Origin of the sequence: Nocardioides sp. (assembly GCF_047607185.1) — a bacterium.
Lineage (GTDB): Bacteria > Actinomycetota > Actinomycetes > Propionibacteriales > Nocardioidaceae > Nocardioides.
In genome coordinates this window covers 38581-52769 of record NZ_JASGDQ010000077.1, presented here as the reverse complement: position 1 = coordinate 52769, position 14189 = coordinate 38581, and the positions used below count along the sequence as shown (strand labels likewise).

Sequence of the window (14189 nt, the reverse complement as noted above, 5' to 3'; positions counted from 1 at the left end):
GGTATATCTTTCTTGTTGGCATATTTGGGGGTCTTATTATCTTGTATGTGGCTTTTGTTGGGGTTTAGTTCTTGCAATTGTCCGTCTTTTTTTGTCCCATGTCGCTCTTTTTCATGTCGCACCACCGCCTCTTGCGCCTCTTCGACGGTTCTACGGCCCGCACTTCTGCCGACTCGACGGTTCTGCCTGCCCCGCGGACGACCATGTCCGGCGATTTCTTCCCGCATTTGTGGCATGCCGCGAGGCACAGACAACTCATAGCCTCGTGGTCGCGGGGTCACCGGACCCGGCCGAGTCGGACACCAACCAGGCTGGAGGGAAGCAGAGCCGTGGCGATGATCCCCAACGTCGCGACCTCGGCGACCGTGCCCGTCGACCGGCGTCGGATCCCCGCACTCCCACGCTCCTCGCGCGGTGGTCGGCAAGCCCCTTGGCGGGCCGCCGCGCGAGGAGCCGTCCAGACCCGATCGGTGCTCCGGGTGGCGGTCTGCGTCGCCTTGGCACAGTGGCCCCTGGACGCCGCCGGGGTGCTCCCGCTCGACTCCGGCCGACTGCTCGGGATCACCGCCGTGGCGACGCTGGCGGCGCTGACCCTGATCGCGGTCGGCACCGGGCTGCGGCTGCGGGCCGAGCGGCATGGGGAGCCGTGGCAGACGGTGCTGCTCGGGTCGCCCGAGCAGGTGGCCGCCGCGTGGGACTCCCTGCGCGACCTGACCCACGGCCGGCTGACGCCGGTCGCCGGCTGCCTGCCCGAGGAGCTGCCCCGGCTGCTCGTCGGGATCCGCCCGGAGCTGGTGCTGGCGCTGCCCGGCGCCGCCGACGACCACGGACTGCGGCGGGTCGGCTGGCACCTGGAGCGGGCGGGCATCCCGCTGCTGGTGGGCGCCGGCCTCGCCGACGTACACCCCCGGCGAGTGGCGCCCACCCGGCTGGGCCGGCTGGGCGTGGTGGCATTGCGCCCCGCTGCCCGGCAGGGCGCCGCGGCGGTGGTGAAGTCGCTCTGGGAGCGGATCGCGGCGGTGGTGGGGCTGACGCTGCTCGCGCCGGTACTGCTCGCGCTGACGGTCCTGGTCAAGCTGGACTCGGCCGGTCCCGCGTTGTTCCGGCAGACCCGGGTCGGCCGCGACGGCCGCACCTTCACCATGCTCAAGTTCCGCACCATGTACGTCGACGCGGAGCAGCGCCGCGCCGAGCTCACCTCGGAATGCGACGGACCGCTGTTCAAGGTCCGGGCCGATCCCCGGGTGACCCGAGTCGGCCGGGTGCTGCGCAAGTTCTCGCTCGACGAGCTGCCGCAGCTGGTCAACGTCGTCGCCGGCAGCATGGCGCTGGTCGGCCCGCGCCCCGCGCTGCCGGCCGAGGTGTCGTCGTACGACGTCGACCCCCGGCGCCGACTCGCGGTGCGGCCGGGGCTGACCGGGCTGTGGCAGGTCTCCGGTCGCTCGGACCTGTCGTGGGAGGAGTCGGTCCGCCTCGACCTCGACTATGTCGACAACTGGACGCTGCAGCGCGACCTGGTGATCGTGGCTCGCACCCTCCGCGCGGTGCTCAGCCACCGAGGCGCCTACTGACCCGCCGAGAGGTCCCACATGGCCCGCCGAGAGGTCCCTCATGGCCCCTCGAGAAGTCCCTGATCGCCCTAGGAGTTGAACCGCTGCTGGGTCCTCTCCAGGCCGTCGGTCACCAGCGACTCGACGGCGTCGGCGGCGGTGTCGACCTGGAACGGCAGCACCTTCCGCTCGGCGGCGGTGTAGTTGGAGAGCACGAAGTCGGCGACGTCCTGACGCCCCGGCGGCCGGCCGATGCCGACGCGGACCCGGTAGAAGTCGCCGGTGCCGAGGCTGCCGCGGATCGACTTCAGGCCGTTGTGCCCGTTGTCGCCGCCGCCCAGCTTGACCCGCATGGTGTCGAACGGGATGTCGAGCTCGTCGTGGATGACGATCAGGTGGTCGGGGGCCACCTTGTAGAAGGTGGCGAGCGCCTTGACCGGTCCGCCGGTCTCGTTCATATAGGAGCGCGGGCGGCCGAGGATGACGCGAGGGCCGCCCATCCTCAGGCGGCCCTCGACGACGTCGCAGCGGCTGGCCTTGTGGGACTTGAACTTCCCACCCAGCCGCACGGCCAGCTCGTCGGCGACGAGGTAGCCGATGTTGTGGCGATGTCCGGCGTACGTCGGGCCGGGGTTGCCCAGCCCGACGACCAGCCAGGCCTCGTCAGACGTCATGACCAGAGGTCGGCCGAGGTCACTCGGCAGCGGCCTCGTCGGCCGGCGCCTCGTGCACGATGCCGGCCTCGGCCTCGGCGGACTCGAGCGCGGCCTCGACCTGGGCCGCCGTCGGCGAGGCCGAGACGTGCACGACCAGGGCCTGGGCGTCGAGGACCAGGCTCAGGCCCGCAGCGAGGGTGATGTCGCCGGCCAGGATCTGGGCGCCGGCCTCGAGGCCGGCAACGCTGACCTCGATCGACTCCGGCACGTGAGTGGCCTCGGCCTCGACCGCGATGGTGGTGTGCTCCACCGTCACCAGGGTGTCGGGAGCGGCGTCACCGACGGTGACGATCGGGATCTCGACGGTGACCTTCTCGCCGGCCTTCACGGCAACGAAGTCGATGTGCTCGATGACGCGGCGGATGTGGTCGACCTGGACCTGCTTGGTCAGCGCGAGCTGGGTCTTGCCGTCGATGTCGAGCTCGAGCAGCGCGTTCTGGCCGTGGTGCTTGAGAGCCATGGTGGTCTCGTGGCCCGGCAGGGTGACGTGGATGGCGTCGGCGCCGTGGCCGTAGATGACGGCGGGGATCTTGTTGTCGCGGCGGATGCGGCGGGCGGCGCCCTTGCCGAACTCGGTGCGCTTCTCGGCGGTGATCTTCTCGCTGGACATGCTCGTGCTCCTGTGGGGGATGAACGGACGGGTGCTCTGCCGCGGTCGAGAGACAGCGAACGCCGCGCATCCGTGGGGCGCGCGGCGTGGACCGGCCGCCCTGTCGATCACGGAGTCAGCTCTCCCTCGCCGAGGCAACCCTCAGATCTTAGGAGAGGCGGGGACGTACGGCGAAATCCTCAGGTCCCTCAGGCTTGGCCGTCGAACATCGAGGTCACCGAGCCGTCGGTGAAGACCTCGCGGATGGCGCGAGCGACCAGCGGGGCGATCGACAGCGTGGTGAGCTTGTCGAACTGCTTCTCCTCCGGCACCGGCAGCGTGTTGGTGATGACGACCTCGACCGCCGAGCAGTTCTTGAGCCGGTCGACGGCGGGGTCGGAAAGGATGGCATGGGTGGCCGCGATGACCACGCCGGCGGCGCCGTCCTTCATGATCGCCTCGGCGGCCTTCACGATGGTGCCGGCGGTGTCGATCATGTCGTCGGTCAGCACGCAGATCTTGCCGGAGACCTCACCCACGACCCGGTTGGCGACGACCTCGTTGGCGACATCGGTGCGGCGGGTCTTGTGGATGAACGCCAGAGGTACGTCGCCGAGCTTGGCCGCCCACTTCTCCGCGACCTTGATCCGGCCGGCGTCCGGGGAGACCACGGCGAGGTCCTGGTCGCCGTACTTCTGCTTGATGTAGTCGGTCAGCAGCGGCAGCGCCATCAGGTGGTCGACGGGGCCGTCGAAGAAGCCCTGCAGCTGGTCGGCATGGAGGTCGACGGTGATGATGCGGTCGGCGCCGGCGGTCTTGAACAGGTCGGCGATCAGCCGGGCGGAGATCGGCTCGCGGCCGCGGTGCTTCTTGTCCTGCCGGCTGTAGCCCCAGAACGGCATCACGACGGTGATCCGCTTGGCGGAGGCGCGCTTGAGGGCGTCCACCATGATCAGCTGCTCCATGATCCAGGAGTTGATCGGCGCGGTGTGGCTCTGCAGCACGAAGGCGTCGCAGCCGCGCACCGACTCGGCGTAGCGGACGTAGGTCTCGCCGTTGGCGAAGTCGCGCGCCTCGGTGGGGACCAGCTCGGTGCCGAGCAGCTCGGCGACCTCCTCGGCGAGCTCGGGGTGGGCCCGACCGCTGAAGACCATCAGGTGCTTCTCAGTGGTCTTCTGGATTCCGGTCACGTGCCGCTCCTGCTGTCGAGAGTGCGGGGTCCGATCAGGATTGTGTCGCACCCGGCGACGACTCCCCAACACTGGGGTCGCCCGCACTCGTCGCAGCGTGGGACGACGAGCGTTCACCGGCCGTTTCCGCGGCCGCTGCCTGCGGGGTGCCGGGCCGCTTGGCCAGCGCCCAGCCCTCGATGATCCGCAGCGGCCCGGCGGAGACCGCTAGCGCTCCCGCCGGCACCTCGCCGCGGACCACGGTGCCGCCGCCGGTGGACGCGCCGTCGCCGATGGTGACCGGGGCGACGAAGGTGTTGTTGGAGCCGGTCTTGGCGTGCCGCCCGACCACGGTGCGGTGCTTGTTCACGCCGTCGTAGTTGGCGAAGATCGTGCCGGCGCCGATGTTGGTGCCCTCGCCGATCTCGGCGTCGCCGACATAGGAGAGGTGGGGCACCTTGGCACCGTCACCGATCGAGGCGTTCTTGGTCTCGACGAAGCCGCCGATCTTGCCGCCCTTGCCCAGAACGGTCCCCGGCCGCAGGTAGGAGAACGGACCGACCTCGGCGCCCGGCCCGACCGCGGCCAGGTTGGCGTGGCTGCGCACCACCCGGGCGCCGGCTCCGATCTCGCAGTCCTTGAGCGTGGTGTCGGGTCCGATCACGGCGTCCTGGTCCACCTTGGTGGCGCCGAGCAGCTGTACGCCGGGCAGCAGCGTCACGTCGGCGGCGAGCTCGGCATCGGCGTCGATCCAGGTGGTGGCCGGGTCGACGATGGTCACCCCGTCCAGCATCCACCGCGAGAGCACCCGCCGGTTGAGCTCCCGGCCGATAGCGGCCAGCTGCTCGCGGTCGTTGGCGCCCTCGATCTCGCTGGAGTCCGCGACGACCACGGCGCCGACGGTGAGGCCGTCCCGACGCGCCAGCCCGACGGTGTCGGTGAGGTAGAACTCGCGCTTGGCGTTGTCGTCGGTCAGCCGGGGCAGTACGTCGGCCAGGAAGGCGGCGTCGAAGGCGATGATGCCGGAGTTGATCTCGGTGATCCGCCGGGTCGCCTCGTCGCCGTCGTTCTCCTCGACGATCGCGCTCACGCCGCCGTCGCCGCCGCGCACGATGCGGCCGTAGCCGAACGGGTCGTCGACCACGCCGCTCAGGATGGTCGCCGCGTGGCCGGCGGCGGTGTGGCCGGCCAGCAGGTCGCGCAGGCTCTCGACCCGCAGCAGCGGCGTGTCGGCGTAGGCCACCAGGACGGTGCCGCTCACCTCGCCCAGCGCCTCGACGGCGACCCGCACCGCGTGCCCGGTGCCGAGCTGCTCCTCCTGCACCGCGACGACCGCGTCCGGGTCGAGCTCGGCGACGTGGGCGGCCACCAGCTCGCGCTGGTGCCCGACGACGGCGACGACGCGGCTGGGCTCCAGAGCGCGTACGACGCCCAGCACGTGCCCCACCATGCTGCGTCCCGCCACCTCGTGCAGCACCTTGGGCGTCTTGGACTTCATCCGCGTGCCCGCCCCGGCCGCCAGCACGATCACCGTCAGCTCGTTCACCATGCTCCCCGGGCAGGAGTCGAACCTGCGTCGCTAGTCCTGATTCAAAGTCAGGCGGGCCCTACCGGCAGACCAACCGGGGAATGAAGTTGTGCCCGCCTGGGCGGGGCTCCCCTTCGGCCGGCAGACCAACCGGGGAATGAAGTTGTGCCCGCACAACGCGGGCCTAGCGCCAGACCACCCGCATCCGCGCCACGGCCGGATCCGGCAGGTCGAACATATCGGTCCCGGGGCCGATCTCGAGAAACTCCACCACACCACCGTGCGCCACCGCCTCCTGGCGCAGCCACTCCGGATCGAAGCGCCGGGTCAGTCCGGTGGGCTCGGGCAGCGGCGGCTCCTGGTCGGGCACGACCGCCGAGAACTCCAGGAACAGCGCCGGGCCACCAGGACCGGCAGCGCGCAGCACCCCCGAGGCCAGCCGGAACAGGTTGGCCCGGGCGGCCTCGTCCAGCGAGCCGATCAGGCCACGGGCGTAGAGGTGGTGTGGGTTCCGCGAGAGCGTGGCCAGCTGGGAGAGGACCTGGCGCAGGTCGTTGAGGATCAGCATGTCGATCCGGATCGGGGCGATCCCGGCCTGCTCACAGGCGGCCTCCCAGGTCTGCTCGCCGATCTCCACGCCGGCCCGCTCCACGAGCTCGGTACGACGACGGCGGATGTGGGCGAGGGCCGGCAGCGAGAAGTCGGTGGCGATCACCGGGTGGCCCTGCTCGCCGAGCCAGAAGGTGTCGCGGCCGGTGCCGGCGCCGAGGTCGACGACCCGGGCGCCGGGGTCGAGCTGCGGCTCGACCCAGCGCGCGAACGCCGACGGACCGGTGGGGATCCGCTCGACCGCGGGGGCCCGGAACACCCGTCCCCAGGCGGACACCTCGGTGCGGATGCCCCGGAACCACTGGTCCAGCCTGCGGGTGCCGACGGGGCTGTCCCGGTAGCGGAAGCCGGGGTCGGGCACCCGCCAGTTGCGGCCGTAGAGGAAGGCCAGCATCTCCTCGGGATGCCGCGGCGCCGGGAACTCCACGCCCTCCAGCTCGATGGTGCCCAGCGGCAGCAGGTGCTCGGCCACGTCGAAGACGCCGTTGCGGTTGCCGAACTGGTAGAAGGTGCCGTTGATCGTGAAGGCGGAGAAGATGTCGATGTGGGCGTTGCGGCCGTCGGAGAGCGGCCAGATGACCTTGATGTCGCCGGCGGACATCCGCAGGATCCGCCAGTCGAGGGCCCGCAGCTCGCGCTGGATCCGGTAGCTCTGCCGGATGATGTCGGCGGGCGCCGTGTGCGGGGTGTAGTAGCACAGGTCGACGTCGGAGTCGTGGCCGAGCATGGTGCCCTGCCGGACCGCGCCGAGCAGCGCGCCGTAGCAGAGGTAGGCGTCCACCCCGCAGCGCTCCCGCAGCTCGCGCAGCACCGTGCGGGTGGCCTCGAGCAGCTCCGCCTTGACGTCGGCGGAGGTCTCCTCGAAGGCCCGGGTCAGGTGGCCGACCTTGTCGACGGAGTACGGCGCCCCCTGCTCGTCCACGAACCGGACCCGGTCCTCGCCGTCGCCGAAACGCACCTCGGCGTCGTGGACGACCACCTCGGCGCCGTACGTCGCCACCCGGACCCGGGTGGTGCCGGACAGGAACGGCCGCATCACCCCGGGCCAGTCGATCCGGAAGGTCTCGCCGTCGAGGCTGCCGTCGCGGCCCGGCGTGAAGGACCAGACGTACTGGTCGTCGAAGTGCACCAGCAGCGGCACTTGGGGCACGCCGACCAGGACGAGTCCGCGCCGGGTGATCGCGGGCCCGGGGGCGCCGGGCCGCGACATGTCGAGCGCTGACATCAGATCGTGTCGCGGAGCGCCGCCGTGAGCTCGGCGATCCTGGCCTCGTCCTGGTCCTGGACCGCGACCAGCAGCTGCCCGAGCTGCTCGGTCAGCTCCTCGACCCGGCGCCGCAGCACGCGGTTGTCCGCGACCTCCTGCTCCAAGCGCGCGACTCGCTCCCGCAGGGGCTCGGCGTCAGCCATCAGTGGTCTCCTTCGGCTCTGACCAGGTGATCCGCATACGACACACAGCCGGGTCGGGAGCCTCGAACATGTCGAGGCCGGCGGTGGTCTCACAGTAGTCGACCCGGCCGCCGCTGGCGGCCACCTCGGCGGCGACCCGAGCCGGGTCGAGCCGGCGGACCAGCGGCCGGGGCTGCGGGTCGGGGACGTCGCGGCCGGCGGTAGCGGAGAACTCCAGGAACATCGACTGGCCGCCGCGCAGCGCCATCGCGCCGAGCCGGAACAGGTTGGCCCGGGCGGTCTCGTCGAGGCAGCCGAGGAACTGCCGGCCGTAGAGGTGGTGCGGGTCGCGAGCCAGCATGGCGCCCAGGCTGAGCACCCGGCGCAGCTCGTTGAGCATGGTCTGGTCGGCTCGGACGCCGCGGAAGCGGTGGGTGCGGGCGTAGGAGCGACGCGAGAAGTCGACGGCGCGCACCCGGTGTCCCTCGCGCGCGAACCAGCGGGCGTCACGACCGGTGCCGGCGCCGAGATCCACGACCTTGTCCTCCGGCCCGATCTGGTCGGCGACCCAGCGAGCGAACTCGGTGGGCTCGCGGGAGATCTCGCCGGCGCGCTGGTCGTAGACGTCGTTCCACAGCGCCAGGCCGTCGCGGAAGCCGCGCAGCCAGCCGTTGAGCCGGGCGACGCCGTACGGGTTGTCCCGATGCACGAAGGAGGGGTCGGGAACCTGCCAGTGCGGCCCGTAGATGAAGGCCAGCATCTCCTCGGGGTGCCGCGGCGCCGGGAACTCCACGCCCTCCAGGGTGACGGTGTCCAGCGGCAGCAGGTGCTCGGCGACGTCGAAGGCGCCGTTGCGGTTGCCGAGCTGGTAGAAGGTGCCGGCGACGGTGAAGGCGCCGAAGATGTCGATATGGGCCTTGGCGCCGTTGCCGAGGAGCCGGACCACCTTGATGTCGGCGCCCGACATCCGGGTGACGGTCCAGCCCTGTGCCCGGACGATCCGCTCGACCCGGTAGCTCTCCCGGATGATGTCGACGGGCGTGGCCTGGTGGCTGTAGTAGCAGACGTCGACATCGGAGTCGTGGCCGATCATCCGGCCGCTGCGCACCGCCCCGAGCAGCGCGCCGTAGCAGAGATAGGCGTCCACGCCGCACTGCTCGCGCAGCACGGTCAGCACCTCACTGGTCGCCACGAGCAGCTCGTGCTTGACCTCGTCGGGGGTCTCCAGGAAGGCACGGCCGAGGTGGCCGACCTTGTCGACCGAGAGCGGGATGCCGCGCTTGTCGACCACGGCGACGCGCGCGGTGGAGGTGCCGAACCGGTGTTCCTCCTCCCACCAGACCTCCTCGCCCTCGACGTCCTGCAGCCGGATCGAGACGACGCCGTCGAGGAAGCGCAGCAGGTTCTCCGGCCACGCGACGAAGGCGCCGCCATCGTGTACGACGCCGTCACGCGCCGGCGTGAACGACCACAGGTAGCGGCCGTCGAAGTGCACCATCACCGGCTCGGCGGGTGGCTCGGCGAGCCAGATGCCCTCCCCGGTGATCACCGCGGATGTCATGTCGGCGGGTGCTCAGATCGACTTCCGGTAGGCCGAGAGCACCTGGTTGACCCGGGTCTCGTCGCGGTCCTGGAGCGGGATGAGCAGCTCGGTGACGACGTCGGACAGCTCGGCGATCTTGCGGTGGAGCTGGCGATCGGCCTCGAGCTCCTTCTCCAGCCGCTCGACCCGCGCCCGCAGCCCGGGATCGCGCTCCCGGAGCCGCTCCCGCGCGCGGCGCGCGAGCTCTCTCGTCCTTCCGCCCAGGCCATCGGCCATCAGACACTCTCCTCCACGTCGGCCCCGCCGCGGGCGGCGGCGGGGTGGGCAGCGGGCCAGGTGATGCGCATCCTGGCCACGGCCGGGTCTGGATTATCGAACATGTCGACGCCGCGAGCGACCTCGAGGTGGTCGACACGCCCACCGTGTCCGGCGATCTCCTCGGCGAGTACGTCGGGATCGACCCGGCGCACCAGCGGCGTCGGCTCCGGCGCCCGGGCGCCGAGTCGTGGTGCCGCGAACTCCAGCCACATCGACTGACCGCCGCGCAGCGTGGCCGAGCCGAGCCGGAACAGGTTGTCGCGGCCGGCCTGGTCGAGGCAGCCGACGAGCTGGCGGGCGTAGATGTGGTGGGGCCGGCGGGACAGCACCGCGATCAGCCGGTAGACGTGGCGGGTCTCGTTGAGGATCACCTGCCGGACCCGGACCCGCTTGACCTGGGCGGCCTTGATGGCGGCGTACACCTCGACGGCGGAGCGACGGGAGTAGTCCGAGGAGAGCACCCGGTGGCCCTGGCCGGCGAGATAGACGCTGTCGCGGCCGTTGCCGGCGCCCAGGTCGACGATCGCGGAGCGCCGGTCGAGCTGTCCGTCGACCCAGGCGGCGAAGTCCGAGCCGGTGGTGGGCACCGGGGACGAGGGTCCGGCGGTGCCACGCAGCAGCGCGGTCCAGTCCCCCATCCGGTAGCGGAAGCCGCGCAGCCAGCCGTCCAGGCGGCTCATCACGACCGGGTCGATGTAGGGCTTGAAGCCGGGGTCGGGGATCCGCCAGGACTCGCCGTAGAGGTAGACCAGCAGCGCCTCGGGACGGCGCGGTGCCGGGAACTCGTAGCCGTCCAGCGTCACGGTGCCGAGCGGCAGCAGGTCGGCCACGTCGAAGGCGCCGCCGTGCTCGCCCAGCATGTAGAAGACGTCACCGACCACGAAGGAGGAGAAGATGTCGATGTGGCAGTTGCGGCCGTCGGAGAGCGGCCAGATCACCTTCAGGTCGCCGCCGGACATCCGCAGCACGTCCCAGCCGAGGCCCTTGAGCTGGCGCTCGATCCGGTAGGTCTCCAAGATGAGGTCGGCCGGCGTGGTGTGGTGGCTGAAGTAGCAGACGTCGGTGTCGGAGTCGTGGGCGATCATGCCGCCCTCGCGGACCGCGCCGAGCAGCGCGCCATAGCTGAGGAACGCCTCGACGCCGCAGCGCTCGCGCAGCTCGCGGATCACGATCTGGGTGCCCTCGAGGATCTCCCGCTTGATGTCCGCCGAGGTGGCCTCGAACGAGCGGGTCAGATGGCCCATCTTGTCGACGGCGTACGGGTGCCCGGCCTCGTCGGCGAACCGGACCCGGCCCTCGCCGGAGCCGAACCGGTGCTCCTCGTCGCAGTAGGCCACGGCCCCGTCCGGGCCGGTAAGCCGGACCCGGGTCCAGCCGTCGAGGTAGGGGCGCAGCGCGGGTGGCCAGGCGATGGAGGTGCCGCCCCGGCCCGCCCGGCCGTCGGCACCGGTGAACGACCAGACGTGCTGGTCGTCGAAGTGGACCAGCACGGCCGGACTGTCGGCCGTCAGGTCCGCGACGAAGATCCCGGCGTCGTTGATCGCCACGCGGCCGGTGCTCGCTCGTGTCGGCACGGCCGACCGGGTCACGAAGCGGCTTCCCCGCCGCGGGCGAGATGCTTGCGCAACGCGGTACTGGAGGTCTGGATGGAGTAGGGGAAGTAGACGACCTCGACGCCGACCTCGGCCATCTGCTTCTCGAGCCGGTCGCCCTTGGCGGTGTCCTTCCAGTCGTCGCCCTTGAAGAGGCGGTGGAAGTGGACGTCCTGCCAGGCGTCCCGCTTGTCGAGGGTGTGCTCGACGTAGGTCGCGTCGACGTAGCGAATGGCCTCGACGATCGCCACCCGCTCCTCGACGGGCACGGTCGGGCGGATGCCCTTGCCGAGCTCGCACATCTCATCGGAGACCACGCCCGCTACCAGCACATCGCAGCGACTGCGCGCCTGCCGGATCATGTTGAGGTGGCCCACGTGGAAGAGGTCGAAGACGCCCGGCACGTAACCGACGATCTCGCTCATCTGTTGGTTTCCTTCTTCCTACGCTGAACCGCACCAGCGTAGGTCACCAGCGGCGGAATCGTGGAACTCTTGCCCAATCTTCTCGATCGTCCGGCGCGGTCGGTCGACGTGCCCGCGGGCACGCTCCGCGTCGTCGGCCTCCAGTGCGCGCCTGAACGCTAGAGCCCGAGCGTGCGCCTGATGTCCTTGAGCATCAGCACCAGGTGCAGCTCGTCGGTCGGGCTCTGCTCGAACTCCGGAATCAGATGGAGGTAGAAGTCGCGGGCTGCTTGCGACTCGGCATGGACCAGCAGGCCGCGGCAGCCGATCTCGTCGGAGAGTGCTGCCACCCGAGCGATGACGTCCACCAGGAGCCCGGCGCCGAGTCCCTTGCCCTCGTGTGCGAGGTCCACGCCGAGCCTGGCGAGCAGGGCAACCGGTTGGGGATACCGTCCGGCACCCTTGCGCAGTCGCGCCGGGGCATCGCCGATCGCAAGTTGTGCCATACACCAGGCGTAGTACGCGACAACTCGATCCGAGCCGGACTCGGTGACGACGAAGGTCCTCGTCGTTCCCGTCGAGGCCAACTGACGAGCAAACCGCCTCATCCACTCCGTCTGCTCGACGGACCCGCACTCGAACTCGTCAACGAGGTGCGCCGGCCGGAGAGGCTCGGGCGCGCGGTAGCTCACTCGGTGAACGGCGAAGGTCGGCGGAACAGCGCAGCCAGCCCGGGCAACTCGCGCGCGGGGCCGGAGTTGAGCTCTTCCCATGCCGCCAACGCGTCGGCATCGAGTTCGAAGGACTGCCGATCGGCCAGGACTCGGCGCGCAGCCTCCGAGGCGTGGGTGACGACGAACTCCGTCAGGTCCGTGCCCTCCACGGCCACAGCGCGATCAATCAGCGCACGCTCTTCATCGGTAGTGCGCAACTCCATGCGTCGGCTGCGGCGGCGCCCGATCGTGTCAGCCATGTCTCCTCCTGTACGTCCAGCGTACGGCCAAGCGATGCAGGAGGCAACGGCTCCGCGCGGTGGTCTGCGGGTGGCACGGAGGTCAGCCAGTTGCCCGCGCCAGTAGGCGAGCATGACGTGCCCCCTCGGACGACGGCGTCGGTTGGTCGCACCCCCGGAACTAGAGTCTTGAGCGTGGATCTTCCCGTGATGCCGCCCATCCGCCCCATGCTGGCGAAGACCACCACCTTGGAGAAGGCGCTCGCGCAGCTCCCGTACGTAAGAATCGAGCCGAAGTGGGACGGGTTCCGCTGCCTGGTCTTCCGCGACGGCGACGAGGTGGAGCTCACCTCGCGCAACACCAAGCCGTTGACGCGTTACTTCCCCGAGGTGGTGGCGGCGATGCGGGAGCAGCTGCCGCAGCGGTGCGTGCTGGACGGGGAGCTGTTCGTGGCGATCGACGGCCGGCTGGAGTTCGAGGTGCTGCAGGAGCGCATCCACCCGGCCGCCTCGCGGATCCAGCTGCTCAGCGAGACCACCCCGGCGGAGTACGTCGCCTTCGACCTGTTGGCGCTCGGCGGGGAGTCCTACCTCGACCGGCCGTTCGCGGAGCGCCGAGCGGCGCTGGCGGCGGCGCTGGCCGATCTGCCCGCGGCCGGCCCCTGTCACCTGACCCGCACCACCACCGACGCGGTGCAGGCCGAGGAGTGGTTCAGCCGCTTCGAGGGCGCCGGCCTCGACGGCGTCGTGGCCAAGCCGCTGGACGCGCCGTACTCCCCCAACCAGCGCGCCATGCTCAAGATCAAGCACGCCCGCACCGCCGACGTGGTGCTCTGCGGCTATCGGGAGCACAAGACCACGACCCCGGAGCGGCCGCTGATCGGCTCGCTGCTGCTCGGGCTCTGGGACGGCGGGCGACTGCAGCACATCGGCGTCTCGGCGTCCTTCACCGCGCAGCAGCGCGCCGAGCTGTGGCAGGAGCTGCAGCCACTGGTGGTGCCGCTGTCGGAGCACCCCTGGCACGAATGGGAGGGGCCTAGCCCCGTGGCCAACCCGGACCGGATGCCCGGCACGCAGAGCCGCTGGAGTCAGGGCAAGGACCTGAGCTTCACCCCGCTGCGGCCCGAGCGGGTGCTGGAGGTGGGTTACGACCACATGGAGGGCCGGCGGTTCCGGCACACCGCGCAGTTCAAGCGCTGGCGACCCGATCGGGACCCGGAGTCGTGCGGCTACGACCAGCTCGAGGAGCCGGTCGCCTACGACCTCGCCGAGGTGCTCAGGGGATAGGCTCGGGCCATGACCTACGACGTCGTGCTGCTGGTCGAGCAGGCCCTCTCCACCACCGACGCCGCGCAGGTGCGATCCCTCCACGAGGGACTCGACGAGCCGGTCGTTTACCACGTGCTGCTGCCCATGGAGGACGCCGCGGCCCAGGTCGAGGCCTCGCTGGGCACGCTCAGCGGCGGCGAGCTGCTCGGCGTACCAAGCCTGCTGCTCGACGAGGGCCAGCTCGACGCGATCCGCAAGGACGGCCTCGACCGCGCCAACGGCGAGCTGGCGGACACGCTCCAGGCGCTGCGCGCCGCCGGCGCCACCGCCGACGGCCAGGTCGTCGACGCGCCGCCGATCGATGCGCTGAAGACCAAGGTCACCGAGGTCGACGGCCGCGAGGCCATCGTGCTGACCCGCCCCCACGTGGTCGCGGAGTTCTTCCACCTCGACTGGACCTCCCAGGCCCGCCGCAAGATCGGCGTACCGGTGCTGCACCTGCTGGAGCACGAGACCTTCGACGAGCAGGCCGGCGAGGGCGAGGGCATCACCGGCGTGTGA

At 70.8% G+C, this 14189-nt stretch carries 16 protein-coding genes and 1 tRNA gene; 3 read left to right on the top strand and 14 right to left on the bottom strand.

Features of this window, described 5'->3' with window-relative positions:
* Positions 1–248, bottom strand: a 248-nt coding sequence (locus tag QM595_RS09050) for a hypothetical protein (RefSeq protein ID WP_415171216.1), incomplete at its 3' end; no start/stop codon positions are given.
* An 87-nt stretch (positions 249–335) separates the two neighbouring features.
* Here QM595_RS09050 and QM595_RS09045 point away from each other — a divergent pair.
* Positions 336–1571, top strand: coding sequence for a sugar transferase (locus QM595_RS09045; protein WP_415171221.1), 1236 nt, complete (start codon positions 336–338; stop codon positions 1569–1571).
* 68 nt (positions 1572–1639) lie between these two features.
* On the opposite strand, the gene pth is transcribed toward QM595_RS09045, so the two are convergent.
* The 13 genes from pth to QM595_RS08980 form a co-directional block, all read right to left on the bottom strand.
* Positions 1640–2224 carry an aminoacyl-tRNA hydrolase gene (pth, locus tag QM595_RS09040; protein ID WP_415171215.1) on the bottom strand — a complete coding sequence of 195 codons (585 nt, stop codon included), beginning with the start codon at positions 2222–2224 and terminating at the stop codon, positions 1640–1642.
* A 19-nt stretch (positions 2225–2243) separates the two neighbouring features.
* The gene (locus QM595_RS09035) at positions 2244–2876 is read right to left on the bottom strand and encodes a 50S ribosomal protein L25/general stress protein Ctc (protein ID WP_415171214.1); all 633 of its coding nucleotides are present in this window, start codon (positions 2874–2876) and stop codon (positions 2244–2246) included.
* Positions 2877–3064: 188 nt separating this feature from the next.
* Entirely contained in the window at positions 3065–4036 is a 972-nt protein-coding gene (locus tag QM595_RS09030) for a ribose-phosphate diphosphokinase (RefSeq protein WP_415171220.1), read from the bottom strand.
* A 43-nt stretch (positions 4037–4079) separates the two neighbouring features.
* Positions 4080–5573, bottom strand: coding sequence for a bifunctional UDP-N-acetylglucosamine diphosphorylase/glucosamine-1-phosphate N-acetyltransferase GlmU (gene glmU / locus QM595_RS09025; protein ID WP_415171213.1), 1494 nt, complete (start codon positions 5571–5573; stop codon positions 4080–4082).
* Between the two features lies 1 nt (position 5574).
* Positions 5575–5653, bottom strand: a tRNA-Gln gene (locus tag QM595_RS09020).
* An 83-nt stretch (positions 5654–5736) separates the two neighbouring features.
* Complete coding sequence (locus QM595_RS09015) at positions 5737–7386, bottom strand: class I SAM-dependent methyltransferase (protein ID WP_415171212.1); 1650 nt, start codon at positions 7384–7386, stop codon at positions 5737–5739.
* Positions 7386–7571 (bottom strand): DUF6752 domain-containing protein, encoded by a 186-nt coding sequence (locus QM595_RS09010; RefSeq protein ID WP_415171211.1) that lies wholly within the window; start codon positions 7569–7571, stop codon positions 7386–7388. The genes QM595_RS09015 and QM595_RS09010 overlap by 1 nt, the downstream gene beginning before the upstream one ends.
* Positions 7564–9111 carry a class I SAM-dependent methyltransferase gene (locus QM595_RS09005; protein WP_415171210.1) on the bottom strand — a complete coding sequence of 516 codons (1548 nt, stop codon included), beginning with the start codon at positions 9109–9111 and terminating at the stop codon, positions 7564–7566. Before QM595_RS09005 ends, QM595_RS09010 begins: the two co-directional genes overlap by 8 nt.
* A gap of 12 nt (positions 9112–9123) precedes the next feature.
* Positions 9124–9369 (bottom strand): DUF6752 domain-containing protein, encoded by a 246-nt coding sequence (locus tag QM595_RS09000; RefSeq protein ID WP_415171209.1) that lies wholly within the window; start codon positions 9367–9369, stop codon positions 9124–9126.
* On the bottom strand, positions 9369–11000 hold the full coding sequence (locus tag QM595_RS08995; RefSeq protein WP_415171208.1) for a class I SAM-dependent methyltransferase: 1632 nt from the start codon (positions 10998–11000) through the stop codon (positions 9369–9371). Before QM595_RS08995 ends, QM595_RS09000 begins: the two co-directional genes overlap by 1 nt.
* Positions 10997–11428 carry an adenylyltransferase/cytidyltransferase family protein gene (locus tag QM595_RS08990; RefSeq protein WP_415171207.1) on the bottom strand — a complete coding sequence of 144 codons (432 nt, stop codon included), beginning with the start codon at positions 11426–11428 and terminating at the stop codon, positions 10997–10999. The genes QM595_RS08995 and QM595_RS08990 overlap by 4 nt, the downstream gene beginning before the upstream one ends.
* A gap of 158 nt (positions 11429–11586) precedes the next feature.
* Positions 11587–11913 carry a hypothetical protein gene (locus tag QM595_RS08985; RefSeq protein ID WP_415171206.1) on the bottom strand — a complete coding sequence of 109 codons (327 nt, stop codon included), beginning with the start codon at positions 11911–11913 and terminating at the stop codon, positions 11587–11589.
* Between the two features lie 182 nt (positions 11914–12095).
* Positions 12096–12380, bottom strand: coding sequence for a DUF1778 domain-containing protein (locus tag QM595_RS08980; RefSeq protein ID WP_415171205.1), 285 nt, complete (start codon positions 12378–12380; stop codon positions 12096–12098).
* A 174-nt stretch (positions 12381–12554) separates the two neighbouring features.
* On the opposite strand from QM595_RS08980, the gene QM595_RS08975 reads away from it, so the two are divergent.
* Positions 12555–13646: an ATP-dependent DNA ligase gene (locus QM595_RS08975; RefSeq protein ID WP_415171204.1), complete on the top strand. Its 1092-nt coding sequence runs from the start codon at positions 12555–12557 to the stop codon at positions 13644–13646.
* A gap of 9 nt (positions 13647–13655) precedes the next feature.
* Positions 13656–14189 carry a hypothetical protein gene (locus QM595_RS08970; protein WP_415171203.1) on the top strand — a complete coding sequence of 178 codons (534 nt, stop codon included), beginning with the start codon at positions 13656–13658 and terminating at the stop codon, positions 14187–14189.

What these genes read in the sequence shown, in the direction of transcription:
- QM595_RS09045 (WP_415171221.1), top strand. Translation starts at nt 336, where the DNA reads ATGATCCCCAACGTCGCGACCTCGGCGACCGTGCCCGTCGACCGGCGT.
- pth (WP_415171215.1), bottom strand. Translation starts at nt 2,224, where the DNA reads ATGACGTCTGACGAGGCCTGGCTGGTCGTCGGGCTGGGCAACCCCGGC.
- QM595_RS09035 (WP_415171214.1), bottom strand. Translation starts at nt 2,876, where the DNA reads ATGTCCAGCGAGAAGATCACCGCCGAGAAGCGCACCGAGTTCGGCAAG.
- glmU (WP_415171213.1), bottom strand. Translation starts at nt 5,573, where the DNA reads ATGGTGAACGAGCTGACGGTGATCGTGCTGGCGGCCGGGGCGGGCACG.
- QM595_RS09015 (WP_415171212.1), bottom strand. Translation starts at nt 7,386, where the DNA reads ATGTCAGCGCTCGACATGTCGCGGCCCGGCGCCCCCGGGCCCGCGATC.
- QM595_RS09010 (WP_415171211.1), bottom strand. Translation starts at nt 7,571, where the DNA reads ATGGCTGACGCCGAGCCCCTGCGGGAGCGAGTCGCGCGCTTGGAGCAG.
- QM595_RS09005 (WP_415171210.1), bottom strand. Translation starts at nt 9,111, where the DNA reads ATGACATCCGCGGTGATCACCGGGGAGGGCATCTGGCTCGCCGAGCCA.
- QM595_RS09000 (WP_415171209.1), bottom strand. Translation starts at nt 9,369, where the DNA reads ATGGCCGATGGCCTGGGCGGAAGGACGAGAGAGCTCGCGCGCCGCGCG.
- QM595_RS08990 (WP_415171207.1), bottom strand. Translation starts at nt 11,428, where the DNA reads ATGAGCGAGATCGTCGGTTACGTGCCGGGCGTCTTCGACCTCTTCCAC.
- QM595_RS08985 (WP_415171206.1), bottom strand. Translation starts at nt 11,913, where the DNA reads ATGGCACAACTTGCGATCGGCGATGCCCCGGCGCGACTGCGCAAGGGT.
- QM595_RS08980 (WP_415171205.1), bottom strand. Translation starts at nt 12,380, where the DNA reads ATGGCTGACACGATCGGGCGCCGCCGCAGCCGACGCATGGAGTTGCGC.
- QM595_RS08970 (WP_415171203.1), top strand. Translation starts at nt 13,656, where the DNA reads ATGACCTACGACGTCGTGCTGCTGGTCGAGCAGGCCCTCTCCACCACC.